The 12,895-nt window shown below is 54.3% G+C and carries 10 protein-coding genes; 6 read left to right on the top strand and 4 right to left on the bottom strand.

The window, feature by feature from the left end:
- The first annotated feature begins 354 nt into the window (after nucleotides 1-354).
- The 3 genes from AC6IZO_RS15140 to AC6IZO_RS15130 are packed head-to-tail and all read left to right on the top strand — an operon-like array spanning nucleotide 355 to nucleotide 4,000.
- On the top strand, nucleotides 355-1,518 hold the full coding sequence (locus AC6IZO_RS15140; protein ID WP_497806101.1) for an ABC-three component system protein: 1,164 nt from the start codon (nucleotides 355-357) through the stop codon (nucleotides 1,516-1,518).
- The gene (locus AC6IZO_RS15135; protein ID WP_497806099.1) at nucleotides 1,518-2,024 is read left to right on the top strand and encodes a three component ABC system middle component; all 507 of its coding nucleotides are present in this window, start codon (nucleotides 1,518-1,520) and stop codon (nucleotides 2,022-2,024) included. Before AC6IZO_RS15140 ends, AC6IZO_RS15135 begins: the two co-directional genes overlap by 1 nt.
- The gene (locus tag AC6IZO_RS15130; protein WP_497806097.1) at nucleotides 2,024-4,000 is read left to right on the top strand and encodes a DUF3732 domain-containing protein; all 1,977 of its coding nucleotides are present in this window, start codon (nucleotides 2,024-2,026) and stop codon (nucleotides 3,998-4,000) included. The genes AC6IZO_RS15135 and AC6IZO_RS15130 overlap by 1 nt, the downstream gene beginning before the upstream one ends.
- Nucleotides 4,001-4,027: 27 nt before the next feature.
- On the opposite strand, the gene rnhA is transcribed toward AC6IZO_RS15130, so the two are convergent.
- Nucleotides 4,028-4,828 carry a ribonuclease HI gene (gene rnhA / locus AC6IZO_RS15125; protein WP_497806095.1) on the bottom strand — a complete coding sequence of 267 codons (801 nt, stop codon included), beginning with the start codon at nucleotides 4,826-4,828 and terminating at the stop codon, nucleotides 4,028-4,030.
- 306 nt (nucleotides 4,829-5,134) lie between these two features.
- Here rnhA and AC6IZO_RS15120 point away from each other — a divergent pair, with 306 nt between their 5' ends.
- Nucleotides 5,135-6,817 (top strand): GmrSD restriction endonuclease domain-containing protein, encoded by a 1,683-nt coding sequence (locus AC6IZO_RS15120; protein WP_497806093.1) that lies wholly within the window; start codon nucleotides 5,135-5,137, stop codon nucleotides 6,815-6,817.
- 151 nt (nucleotides 6,818-6,968) lie between these two features.
- A complete protein-coding gene (locus tag AC6IZO_RS15115; protein WP_497806091.1) occupies nucleotides 6,969-7,820 on the top strand; it encodes a DUF4238 domain-containing protein in 852 nt (283 codons plus the stop codon).
- A 306-nt stretch (nucleotides 7,821-8,126) separates the two neighbouring features.
- Here the strand turns inward: AC6IZO_RS15115 and AC6IZO_RS15110 are convergent, their stop codons facing one another.
- Nucleotides 8,127-8,891: a ParA family protein gene (locus AC6IZO_RS15110; protein WP_497806089.1), complete on the bottom strand. Its 765-nt coding sequence runs from the start codon at nucleotides 8,889-8,891 to the stop codon at nucleotides 8,127-8,129.
- Between the two features lie 133 nt (nucleotides 8,892-9,024).
- Between AC6IZO_RS15110 and AC6IZO_RS15105 the strand changes: the two genes are divergently transcribed.
- Nucleotides 9,025-9,294, top strand: a complete 270-nt coding sequence (locus tag AC6IZO_RS15105) for a helix-turn-helix domain-containing protein (RefSeq protein ID WP_497806087.1) — start codon at nucleotides 9,025-9,027, stop codon at nucleotides 9,292-9,294.
- Nucleotides 9,295-9,385: 91 nt separating this feature from the next.
- On the opposite strand, the gene AC6IZO_RS15100 is transcribed toward AC6IZO_RS15105, so the two are convergent.
- Nucleotides 9,386-9,799 carry a phospholipase D-like domain-containing protein gene (locus tag AC6IZO_RS15100; protein WP_497806085.1) on the bottom strand — a complete coding sequence of 138 codons (414 nt, stop codon included), beginning with the start codon at nucleotides 9,797-9,799 and terminating at the stop codon, nucleotides 9,386-9,388.
- 180 nt (nucleotides 9,800-9,979) lie between these two features.
- Nucleotides 9,980-12,745 (bottom strand): PAS domain S-box protein, encoded by a 2,766-nt coding sequence (locus AC6IZO_RS15095; RefSeq protein WP_497809974.1) that lies wholly within the window; start codon nucleotides 12,743-12,745, stop codon nucleotides 9,980-9,982.
- Nucleotides 12,746-12,895: the final 150 nt, after the last annotated feature.

Genomic DNA, 12,895 nt, shown 5'->3' with positions numbered 1-12,895 from the left:
GTCACTCTCGAAACACCTATTTTAGATCGTTGGAAGCGAAGGTCCAATGTAAACCGTCAGGCTTAGGGATGGTGCCTCGCCACCTCTGCGCAACCTGAAGGTGTAATGAAGCATTCTTCACTATGGAATCTTGAGCGAGCCTGCGGACATCGGTTATAACTTCTCATCACTTATCCAAAATAAAACGCAGCTGTGAATCTGCATATCGCGAAATGCCCAGGCATCGCGGTCTGCCGATGGGTTCTGGTTGCAGCTAAGGTTGACCTTGCAGAAGTTTGATATCACGAGAGGTTGACAGCAATCTAATTCGTTGCATTCATTACTGGATCTGAGTAGCATTACACTCTCGAAAAAATGCCTGATCAATCAACCCCGTCTTCCGCACCAGGCCAGCTACTTGGATATTCGCTGCAGGTTTCCGAATTCGTTCGGCAATTGTTGATTGCTGATCCCGGAACCGTGGTCAGCCTTGAAGTATTCGAAGACGTGGGCACAACTTCCGCAACCGGTGAACATCTGGCTATCCAGACAAAGAGTGTGGGCGACGATGGGAATCCCATTGCCGATCGTGCGCGTGATTTCTGGAAGACATTTTATAACTGGGCTTCTGATGTTCAAGATAAACGACTCGACCCTTCGAACACGACGTTCCGTATACACGTCTTTTCGCACAGGTCTGGGAAAATCGCCGAATCATTCGCAAATGCAACAACGGAGCGAGCAGCCAAGATAGCCTTGAATTCAGCCGAGAAGGCGTTGGGACCGGTCGACGCCCTGCCGAACAGCATCAGAAAATATGTAACGTCATTCTTCGAGAAGGATGAAAAGGTGCTGGTCGATATCATCAAGCGCTTCCAATTGAGTTTTGGCAGCGGACTTACCTCGAATGATCTTCACACCGCGTTGCTTTCCAAATGGGCGCCTGCCGAAGCACTCGAGGACGTACTGCATAAAGCCCTTGGATGGGTGAAACAGAAACTCGATGACTCGATTCAACAAGACGGGCCTCGCAGCATAACAGCGGACGACTTCAACCGCGAACTCAGTGCCTACGTGGGCAGACTTCAGATGCGCACCTTCTTGAATGATTTTGCCAGCGATCTTAGCGCGGGCGACATTACCCCACACCGTTTGAAGAACTACGTCCGGCAACTAGAGTTCGTGGGCGAAGAGGATGAAGACATTCTGCGTGCGATCAATGCATATCTTCGCTCGGCGCAGAATCGAGTGGAATGGGCGAATCGGGGGATGATTTGGGAGAAGAGTCTTGACCCTTTCGAAGAGGCGTTGCTTACATTCTGGAGAAACACCAAGAAGCAGCAGTCGCTAGACCACTGCTCAGAGGCCCCGGAAACGCAAGGTCAGAGACTTCTGCTCGAGTGCATGAAGCACCGAGCTTTACTAGAAGGAAAGACGACCCCAGACGACTTTACGCCCGGCAGTTTTCATACGCTTGCTGATCACCTGGAGCTTGGCTGGCATCCGGACTACAAAAGTAAGATCTCGGAGAAGAAGTGATGGGCGTACTCTCTGGCGAAATTCGAGCAATTCAGAACCCTGCCCTCGGGGCCGTGTCGCTCTGGAACTTTGCGGATGAGTACTACGATTCCAGCCCAACCCACGATGCCCCTCCTTTACAACTGCTGTTTCTTGTACTGCCCGTCGTTCTCGACGAGGACATCCGTAGTGCGGCACTCAGCACAAGGAAGAGTTCTGGACTTCGAGCGTTCACTGAAAAGCTGGCAGCGTCCAAGGTTGGAAAGTCTGACCGGATTCTGGCTCTTCAATCGCGCGTGTTCGCGTATCGGGGTTTGACTCTGGAATCGCTACGGTTTCTGCTCCGGGCCAAGATGGGCACGGTCGATGTGTCCAAGGGACAACTAGTTCCTTCAAAGACACGAGGACTAAAGCAAGAATTGCCCGAAAGCGTTGAACCACTTCTTAAAGCCGCAAGACATCTCGGTCATTGGACAAGCGCTATAACTCTTTATGAAACATCAGTGATATTGAGGCTTTCTTTCTAATGAAATTCGACATTGAAGCGGTCATTCTGTGGCCTCGAACGGGAGAATTCGCGCCGAGAGTCGTGCGCTTTCAAAAAGGCGTTGTGAATGTCATAACCGGCCTTTCCCGCACGGGGAAATCAGCGATGATTCCAATAATCGACTACTGCCTCGGTTCCGATAAGTGCACGATCCCGGTGAATACAATTCGAGACCATTGCGAGTGGTTTGGCGTACTGGTCGCAACATCGCAGGGACAGAAACTGTTCGCTCGCCGCGAGCCCGGTAGCCTGCGCGCTACGGGTGATATGTACGTTATCGAGGGCAAGCAGATCGAGATACCTCATCGGATTTCGGGAAAGAATACTAACGTAGATATCGTTAAATCACAGTTGGACGATCTCGCCGGCCTTACTTCGCTAGACTTTGCAGTGGAAGGCCAGATAGGGTTTCGTGCCCGTCCGAGCTTCCGTGATCTGATGGCGTTCACTTTTCAACCACAAAACGTAATTGCGAATCCCACAACGCTTTTCTACAAAATCGAATCGTTCGAGCATCGAGAGAAGCTCAGGACGATCTTTCCGTATGTGTTAGGAGCAATAACACCTGCGATGCTCGCCAAACAGCACGAACTCGAGGACCTTCGCCGACAGCTTCGTCGCAAACAACAGGAATTAGAGAGTGTGAAACACGTCTCTGAGCGATTCCTGGGGCAGTTGCAGACATATGTAGATCGTGCGTTGGAACTCGGGTTGGTTACGGAAGAAGAAGTGAGGCCGTTTTCTCGTGAGACCGCATTGCCGGCACTAAAGAGGATAGTGACATCCGAGCAAAGCACTCCAGCAGTAACTGCAAAGACCATTGAAGGCGTCGCTGACGATCTGGTTGCACTCAGACAAAAGGAATCTTCTTTGTCGACTGAAGTGGCGCAATTGCGACAGCGCTACTTCGAAATGACTGAGTTGAGGAAGTCGGCGGCAGATTATCGTTCCGCGCTTCTTGCACAACGCGACCGACTTGCTATTGCACATTGGCTGAAGCAGCAGAGCCATGACGAAAGTGACTGCCCGGTTTGTGGGAACTCGCTCACGAGGGAAGACGAGCGGATAGACAAACTTCTCAGCTCACTAGAGGCTTTAGAAACCAGTTCAGGTCACTTCGAAGCTTTGCCGGCGACTTTCGACCGCGAATATCAGCGCGTTCGTTCTGAGATGAGCCGACTCTCAGAGTCCTTGGCCGCGACTCAGTCGCGTCTTCAGGCATTGTCGCAGGTATCCGATATCGAAAGGCGACGGCGATACACTCAGCTCGGTACTTCACGATTCATTGGGAAGCTTGAGTCGGATTTGGCAACTCTAGAGAATGTCGGTGTGGACAGCAAGTTGCAAGCCGAAGTGAATGAGCTTGCAAGACGCCTCAGGTCGCTGGAGGAGGAAGTTGCTACGAACAAGGTCAGAGCCCGCCTTCAGCGAGCTCTCGCGCAATTAACTGCGATTTGTAGCCCACTGGTGCTGGAACTCGATGTGGAGCGTCCAACGGATCCAGTGAGTCTGTCGATCACTGATCTCACCGTGAAGGTAGGTTCTGTAGATCGCGAAGATTACTTGTCGGAAATTGGCAGTGGTTCCAATTGGCTTTCGTACCATCTCGCCATTTCACTAGCACTTCAGCTTTATTTCCTGCAACAGGATGACTCACCGGTTCCGGCGTTCCTCGTTTACGATCAGCCCAGTCAGGTTTACTTTCCACAGAGGTTGGGAGAATCTGAGAGCGACAATCTGGAAACAGTTAGTAATCTGCCTGACGAAGATGTCCAGGCTGTAAATCGTGTTTTTAGGGCCTTGTCTCTAGCCGTCGAGCAAAGCCAGAATCGACTTCAATGCATCGTCTTTGATCATGCACCCCAATTTGTTTGGGAAGGTGTTCCCGGCGTCAACCTCGTCGAGAACTGGAGAGATGGCGTGAAACTCGTTCCACAAGAGTGGATCCGGAGATAATGTCTCCATCAGGCATCATCGTTCCAGCTAAGATTTAGCGAAATCGTCGACCGTGAAGCGGATTTGTGGGGTTTCCTGAGACGCTCTTTTAGCGGCAGCTTCGGCGAGAATATCGCAACGTTCGTTCTCGGCTGTGCCCGCGTGACCTTTGACCCAAATCCACTCAACATCGTGAGCTTGGCGGGCGGCATCTAGGCGTTGCCAGAGATCAGCGTTTAGCACTGAGCAACTTCTAGCTTCGTCTTTTGCTTTCCAGCCTTTGCGGATCCAATTGTGTCGCTTCCAGCCGTGTATCCATTTCGTTATTCCGTCTATAACATATCGACTGTCTGAGTGTAGATGGACGTCGCACGGTTCCTTCAGGCTTTCGAGGGCGCTGATGGCCGCCATAAGCTCCATGCGATTGTTTGTCGTAGCGGAATCTACCCCGTCGATTTCGCGGCGATGCTTGCCGTAGATCAGCACCGCTGCCCAACCTCCGGGACCGGGATTGCCAACGCAGGCGCCGTCGGTGTAGATCGTGATGCTCTTGGCGCCGATCAGCTTTTTGGTATTGCTGGGGACCTCGACACGGCTGTCCGGTGCGACTTCAGAAGCCGCCCCACTAGCTCGAAGGCCACACTCCACTTGCAACCTCTTCAGCCAGCCCTTGGGTGGAGGCCAGGTAACTCCCCAAGATGCCAACTGCTTGCTTGTGAGTCCCTTTAAGAGAAACTTCCCTTCTGGAGTGATCCTCGCGGCTAATTGCGCCTTGATTTCCTCTAGTGATAGGAGCATGGACTCACCATAACATGCGCCCTCGGCTATTCCCGATTGCAATCGCAGCATAGCCATCTCGTGGAGGCACTGGCTGACCACATCTTTGTTCCTCACGCCGTCCCTAACAGCCGCACCGAGATCTGTGCGAAGAACCGCGTGCCGCCAGAAAGCAGATCCTGACTACAGGTGATATTTTGACTTCGAAAGCTTGATGAACACAGCCCGGGCTAGGGTAATGTCACCTTCACGTGTGATAAGGATTACTGCTTTCTGTAACTTAGCGGCCTCATGCTTCTCATTCCTCCCCAAGTCGCACCGCGATTCAAGACGCAGAGGCATCGCGCAACTGTAGAAAGACTGAGGGCCGCAGCAGATATGAAAGACGTACCTAAGCAAATCGTCACGTTGGCACAGCAGCTGAACCCGGGAGAATTGTCCAGACGATACAGAGTGCGAGGAATTCTAAAGTGGTTTGGTGCTTCGCGCAGAGGGACGAAGGTACTCGACGAGATTCAGGCGACGCTGAAGCACTTTGATATGGCAAGCGAGCCGGGGATTGAAGCCGCTGATATAGATGACCAGGTGCGCTTCATGCTGCTGGCGCCAAGTTCCTCTGGCGAGGAAGCTACCATCAGCTCAGATAAGACCGCCGTGAATACTGAGTCCCAGCCCGCAAAGACCGAACTCGCTGAATTAACAGAGAACTCAGTTTCCTCGGAGGACGAACTCGAACCGGAGAACGGCGATGAGGTGACGACTTCCAAGCCAGATGACAGGCCGATTACGAGTCAGGTGTGCGATTGGACAATCTCTGCACTTAGAGACAAGCTCGAGCGCGGGCAATTGGATCTTCAGCCCAAGTTCCAAAGAGAATACGTCTGGGCCCTTCGCCCAGAATTACCGTCGCGACTGATCGAGTCCTTACTGCTCGAGATTCCGATTCCACCGATCTACTTCGGGAAAGTTGCAGAAGGTCGGCTCGAGGTGATCGATGGGCAGCAGCGTTTGACGACACTGGTGAAGTACGTAACAAACCAGTTTGCGCTGCGGAAGCTACGGCGAATGAGTAGCTTAAACGAGAAATGCTTCAAAGACTTGACCAAAGAACAACAGGAAAAAATCCTAGATACGCCGATACGCAGCATTGTTATTGACGCGGCCGGCAATACGGAACTGCGCTTCGAGATATTTGAGCGACTCAATCGCGGTTCGATGGCCCTGAACGAGCAGGAGCTTAGGAACTGTGTTTTCCGCGGGCCATTCAATGAACTACTAGCCGAACTTGAGAAAGATCCGACTTGGCGCAAGGTCAAAGGCGGCATAGAGCCGGAAGGACGATTCAAGGAGCGCGAGATAATCCTGCGCGTCTTTGCGTTTGCGAATCGACTCCCACAGTACAGCGGCAATCTCAAACAGTTTCTTAACGATTACATGGGACAGTTTGCTCCTAAAGACGAGCAGCAGCTTAAGGTTCATGCAGGTCTTTTCAAACAGACAGTACAGAACATATACGCCGTTTTTGGCGACAAGGCTGCGCGACTGTACGACGTCTCGAATCGAAGCACCCGAGGTGACTGGGACAAGAAATTTTCGGTGACGGCTCTCGACATTCAGTTCTCTGCTCTGATGAACCGCCCAACAGGTAAGGTTCAACAGGCTGCGGAACAGATCAGAGAACTATTTATGTTTACGATGCTGACAGATCTGGAGATGCAGGACGCCATCTCTAAACGCACCGGAAGTACAGCGCAGACTCTCATCAGATGGCAGAAATTCCGTAAACTTGTCGACCCGATCATTGCGGGGACCCTCATAGAACCACGTTTCTTCGACTACCAGTTTCGGAAAGGCCTTTTCGAAAAGTCGAGCGTCTGCGCAATTTGTAACAACCAGATACACTCCTTCGAGGACAGCACTGTTGATCACATAATTCCGTACAGTAAAGGCGGAAAAACTGTTCCGGAGAATGGACAGATCGCACATCGCGCGTGCAATGCCAGAAAGAACACGCAGCTGCCCCCAGACCAGGCAGAAGCAATAGGTGCGGGCAAGAACTGATCTCTCCGGGGCTTTCGACGAAACTCTCTCCGGCGGATCGTGGCACGTACGGGTTTTCACACCATCCCGGCGAGTTGCACTGCGCAAGGAGGACGGGAGGAACATCTGTGTATCTTCGGGTGGTCGATACAGTTGATTGTCGCGGTGTGAAATGAGTAAGAAACAGTCAGGCCAGGTTACGCAGACCCGTAACAGAAAGGACCATTGGTTGCCGCAGGGTTACATGCGCGGATTCATCGGTCCATCTCGCGTCTCAAGATTCAGGCCGCTGTGGTGCTATTTCACCCACAAGCAGAGATGGGAAGAGAGGAGTACGAGCGAGATTGCCTACGGTAAGGGATTCTACGATTATGCGGACGGAACTGACTATTCCAGTGCTACTCACCCCGATTCAGCATTTGCCATCTTGGAGCGCGAGTTCCCGATGCGGCGTGAAGAACTAATTGCCGCTCGCTTCGAGAATTGGGAACAACATAAAGACTTCTTGCTAGAGTTTATGCAGATGATACGCGCGAGGTCCCCGCTTGCGATGCAACAGCAAGAAGCATATGCACGCAGCCTTCGGGGCGCGACCATCACCAAAGTCCATCCGGATGGACATACTCTCGAAGTAGATTCCCTAGAGTTGCGACCGTTGCCAGCGCGTGGCGTTCGAAACATAACCATCTCAAGGGTGTTGGAAGAGGTCAAAACTGGAGCATCTTGGATGCGCCCGCTCGATTGGTGCCTTCGTTACACCGAGAAAGAAGACGATCCCTTCTGTACAACCGACCAAGCGCTATTCCTGCTCGGGAACGTAGAGGACCCTCAGATAACGATTGAGTTCTTGAATCACCCGGATTCGGTGCTTGTCTTCCCATTGTGCTGGCAAGCATGCCTCTTTGGAAGCACACGGAAGTTCGATAAGCCTTATGACAGTGCTCACCCCGTACAACTCGCGAGCCTGCGCAACGACCAAAAACGCCATGCGGACAGGTTTGTCGTATCGACCATACCATATTAGTTAGAGCACTCTGGAGCCGAACACTTTGTAGTAAGTGGCACCCGCCTTGAGGTGACCGTTGCCTCCGCAGGTGGCGTCTGGCCGATCATGCCGCACTACGTAACGACCATCAAATGGTCTCCCGGCCTTGCGACAATCAGTGCCGTTGGATTGTTCGCGGTTGGTCGAGTCAGGCCCGAGCACTACCCGAATTTGTTTGTGTTGACGACTGCCCTACTCTGCTTCAGGGTGATCAACCTGTTCAGTTGAATCCTCACTCATTAGGCGAGATATCTGTAATCCACCTGGCACTTTGCCAAATGTCCGTCATGAGTTTTCGGCCCCTCGATCGAGTTCCTCTAAGATTGATTCTGCAGCCCGCTTGTAGTCGGACAGCACTCCATCCGAAATGCGATCAACAAAACTCGCGTTGGTAGACCTAAGGGTTGTGTCGTCTCGAATTGCCGGGAAAACCACAGATCCCATGTTTTCCGCAATACGCTCTATCATTCCTACTGTTGTTTTGGTTCGCTGACGCGTGGAATCAGTCATCACGGGGAGCCATCCAATAATGCTAACGCTGCTACCGACGACGTGATCAACAGCGTATTTCTGTCCGAGCACCGAATAGGCGCCCTGCACTCCTAAAGTGTCCGTAGTGACAGGAACGAGCACCTGTTCTGTGTATGCAAATGCGGCTGTCTGGAGCCATGAAATAGACGATCCCAAATCGAAGAGGACAATGTCGTAAGAATCTTCGGCTCGACGAAGAGTGTATTTAAATACACCGTCCGGAAAGAGGTTCTGTCCGATTTCCTCCTCCAGGCGCAAACAAGCACGGCTTGAACACATTACGTCGATGTTTGTAGCGCCGGGAGTGATGCAATATTGGAGCGCGAATCGGTTCAGAAGAAAATCGCCCAAGAAAGCAATCGGCTTTAGGCCGAGTAGATTCGAGATTCTCGGGGCATTCGAGTCTGCATCAATCAGCAGTACCTTTCTTCCGGTTTCAGCGAAGAATCGTGCCAGCATGATGGCCGTCGTCGTTTTTCCAGTTCTTGTTCGCGGGTTATACACTGCCAGTTTAATCACGGGTAATTCACACCTTAAACATGCACGGACGAAACCCAGGCGCGCCTTACAAACTGTGTTCCCCGTTTTGCTGTTTCATTTACACACTATAGGTGGGTCGCACAATTGTGGTCAATGAAGCCATTGTGATGATGTGCGAACGGGCAATGATCGACTCTCATCGCGAAAATCAGGACCGCAGAAGTATTTTGGAGAAGTACTCCGTCAACTGAGAACCAAGCAGGGCTACTCGCAGGATTCGTTTGCTCATGCGACTGGGTACCACCGTAATTACATAGGACAACTAGAACGCGGTGAAAAGAGTCCCTCGCTGAAGGCGATTTTCGATCTTGCGCAAACTCTCGGGCTTCGGCCTTCGCTATTACTCCGAAAGGTCGAGGACCTCAACGAGCGCCGTCGGTAGAGCCAGGGGCATTAGGCTGCCCGATTCTCAGTAAATTATGTGCATGGTGGCGCTGACAATCAGCGCATTCTGGCGTTTCTTTTGAGAGTACCTATACATAATTTCCACGTGCACATAACGTGGGCGACCAGTTGGCGCTGCCGGTACGCAGCTCGCGGCCATCGAGCAGGTAGGCTTTCAGGTGCATCAGTTCCCTTGTGCCCTTCACGCGTATCTGCACGTTGCGCTCGCCGGAGAACATTTCCATGACCGGGCCACGCTTGCTCTTGCGGTCCTGCTCCTGCTCGTACTGCTGCTGGTCGCGGTAGATGCGCACCTTTACGCCGGCACGGGCACGCTCCAACACTGCCTGCGCCAGATACTCATCGGTGAAGGCGTACATGGCGATGTCGATGCTCTGTTGCGCGCGCTGAATGTGGTCGCGGTCGATCGATTCCAGGTTTTCGCCGGGCGAGAAATGCTCCTCGGCCTGCCCGGCCTCAACCTTGGCGGGGCCAAGCGGCATACGGACCTGATTGCAAGCGGTGAAGCTGAAACTGAAGAGAATGAACAGGAGGAGTGCGAAGCAACCACGTTGCGCGAACTTCATGCTACGAGTCTACACGCAGAGGTTGTGGCTTTCTCCGACGCGCGCGCGAACAAAAAGACCGGCGTGCGCGTCGGAACATCTCCTTGTGTGACCATCTCAGTTCTGGCCGATCACTTCGTCAATCTTGCGCAGCAGGGACGCACGGGAGAAGGGCTTTTGCAGGTAGTGAACCCCTGGGTCGAGCACGCCACGGTGCACGATGGAGTTCGGGGTATAGCCGGACATGAAGATCTCTTTGAAATGGCAGCCGCCCTCGCGCAGCCGCTCGGCAAGATATTTGCCATTGCCGCCCTTGAGCACCACGTCGGTCAACAGGATTTCAATTCCGCTGTGTTTTGCGAATGCGGCGTCAAGCGCCTCCTGCGGACTCGCAGCGGCTATCACGGTATGGCCAGCGCTGTGCAGAAACTCATCGATCAGCCGGCGCAGGTCCGGGTCGTCTTCCACCAGCAGAATTGCGGTCTTGCGGGAAGCCGTCGCCTGCATCTTGGGATCGGGCGCAGTAGCCGCTTCGTCCTGCGACGAAGCCTTGGGGAGATAGATCTTGAAGCAGGTGCCCTTTCCTTCCTCGCTGTAGACCCACACCATGCCGCCGGCCTGCTTCACGATTCCGTACACCATGGCAAGGCCCAGGCCGGTGCCCTGCCCCGGGCCTTTGGTGGTGAAGAATGGGTCGAAGATGCGTGTCTGCACCTCCTGGCTCATGCCGACGCCGTCATCGGAGACGGCGAAGAGCACGTAGTCTCCGGGCGGTACCAGCGGATGCGTCTTCACATACTCGCCGCCAAGCTCGACGTTCGAGGTTTCCAGAGTCAGCAGGCCGCCATCAGGCATGGCGTCGCGCGCATTCACCACCAGATTCATGATGACCTGCTCGAACTGCGAGCGATCTACCTTGACCGGCCAGAGCGCGTCGCACAGCGAGACGTTGACATCAATATCCTCCCGCAACAACCGCCGGGCCATCGGAAGGAAGCCTTGAAGAATGGCATTGAGCGATGCAATAGCGGGTTGCGTTACCTGCTTGCGGCTGAAGGCCAGCAACTGGCTGGTCAGTTCGGCGGCGCGCTGGGCTGATTTCATTACCGCCTCCGCCCGTTTCTGCTGCCCGCCACTTACCTCCTGCAAGAGCATCTCCACCTGCACCATGATGACCATCAGGAGATTATTGAAGTCATGCGCGATGCCTCCGGCCAGGGTCCCAATGGCTTCCAGCTTCTGCGCCTGTTGCAGTTGCGCTTCCGCGTGCACGCGCCGCTGGCGTTCTTCCTCCGCCGTAAGGCGATTGCGCACCGAGGCAATGCCAAAGGAAAGGTTCCCGGCAAGGTTGGAGAACAGCTCCAGTTCCTCATGGTCAAAGGACGCAACGTCCTCCGAATAGACGGTAAGCACCGCGACGCATTCACCGCCCACCAGCAGCGGCAGACACATCACAGAGCGGAATCCGTATTCCGCCGCAAGTGCATGCCAGAGTTTGAGAGTTGGCTCTTCCGGATAATTCTGGACAACGGTCGTCCTGCGCTCGCGCACGGCCGTGCCGATCGGCCCCCTGCCATAAGGATCATCTTTCCAAGTTGCCGTAACGCGGCCAGCGTACTCGCTTCCGCGGCCTGCGGCAGCTACGGCACGGATGCGGCATTCGGGCAGTTCGTCCGGGATGCCGATCCAGGCCAGGGGATAGCCCGTTTCTTCCACAATCACCTGCACAGCACGGTGGAATAATTCCTCTTCTTGAATCTCTTCCGACTGCATGAGAACACGGTCCACCGCATTGATCGCACGCAAGGCACGATTGGTCCGGCAAAGCTCGCGCTCCATTTGCCTGGATTGGGTCACATCACGAACATTGACGACCGCCGCAATAACCGCACCACGCTCATCACGCATTGGGACAAAACTGTAGCTTCCAATCCAACTCTCTCCCGTATCCTTGCGTCGCGTGAGGAATTCAAGCTGGCTGCCCGACTCGCCGGCCAGGGCACGTGTAATCGGACGGCAGTCCCGCGGCACGGGCTCCCCATCGGGATAGAAGATCTCAATAAGCCGGGAGCCCTCGGAAACTGTAGTTGGGAAAGAGGGGCGGTCGGGGAAGCGCAGAAAGCTCCCGAAGGCGTCATTGAACTCAAGAACCCGCCCCTCTTGATCGCAGATGAGGAAGCCATCATTCATGCTGTCGATCGCGCTGCGCAGCTTGGCTTCATTTGCGAGCGCCTGCGCCTCCGCACGCACACGCTCGGTAATATCCAGCTCCGTCTGCAGCAGGCATCCGCTCAGCTTATCGAGAGTCCACTGCACATCCACCACGACTTCTGCGCCGTCCCGCGTGGTGCGGTGGAGCACACCGCGCCAGTGCGGATCGGTAGCAAGCCGCTGGTTGATCTCTTCCAATTCGCAGGGGTAGCGTGTCTGGAGCAGTTCGCGCGACTGACGGCCCAGCGCCTCCGCACTACTCCATCCATACAGAGTTTCCGCGCCTGCGTTCCAGAATAGGAAATTATGTTGAAGGTCGGTGATCAGAATCGGCTGGGCCGACGACTCAACCAAGCGGTCGCGCAGGGCGATGGCCTCCTCATTTTCGCGCCGATTGCGGTCAATCCACCAGGATGACAGGATCAGCGTGCCCGTAAAGATGACGTCCTTGACCACCCCTGCGCGCCCCAACTGCAGACTATAGAAGGGCGCGATGAGAAAGTAATCAGCCGAGAGCGCAGAAAGCAATGTGGCCACCACGGCTCCGCCAAATCTCCCATACCAGAGAGACAGAAACACCGCGGGCAGAAAGACGAGGAATGGCGCTTCACGGCTGATGGGGCCAAGCAGCAGCGCTGCCACCGTGCTGGCCGCCACTGCTGCCGCAGCCATCAGGTAACGCCGCGCGCCATGAACATTAGGAGCAATCGACAAAGGCACTCTCCAAAACACCATCCCCGCAAGGTGGCCAGCCATTCGCACAGACGGCGCAGCGTTCGTGCCTCGAACCTGAATGGCGGGGTACCCCTCGCACGCCGGGGG

This window comes from Oryzophilus luti, from assembly GCF_059726245.1.
The sequence above is the reverse complement of the archived record's forward strand: the minus strand, read 5'-3'. Positions and strand labels throughout refer to the sequence as shown.

What these genes read in the sequence shown, in the direction of transcription:
- AC6IZO_RS15140 (WP_497806101.1), top strand. Translation starts at nt 355, where the DNA reads ATGCCTGATCAATCAACCCCGTCTTCCGCACCAGGCCAGCTACTTGGA.
- AC6IZO_RS15135 (WP_497806099.1), top strand. Translation starts at nt 1,518, where the DNA reads ATGGGCGTACTCTCTGGCGAAATTCGAGCAATTCAGAACCCTGCCCTC.
- AC6IZO_RS15130 (WP_497806097.1), top strand. Translation starts at nt 2,024, where the DNA reads ATGAAATTCGACATTGAAGCGGTCATTCTGTGGCCTCGAACGGGAGAA.
- rnhA (WP_497806095.1), bottom strand. Translation starts at nt 4,828, where the DNA reads ATGCTGCGATTGCAATCGGGAATAGCCGAGGGCGCATGTTATGGTGAG.
- AC6IZO_RS15120 (WP_497806093.1), top strand. Translation starts at nt 5,135, where the DNA reads ATGAAAGACGTACCTAAGCAAATCGTCACGTTGGCACAGCAGCTGAAC.
- AC6IZO_RS15115 (WP_497806091.1), top strand. Translation starts at nt 6,969, where the DNA reads ATGAGTAAGAAACAGTCAGGCCAGGTTACGCAGACCCGTAACAGAAAG.
- AC6IZO_RS15100 (WP_497806085.1), bottom strand. Translation starts at nt 9,799, where the DNA reads ATGCCGCTTGGCCCCGCCAAGGTTGAGGCCGGGCAGGCCGAGGAGCAT.
- AC6IZO_RS15095 (WP_497809974.1), bottom strand. Translation starts at nt 12,745, where the DNA reads ATGGCTGCGGCAGCAGTGGCGGCCAGCACGGTGGCAGCGCTGCTGCTT.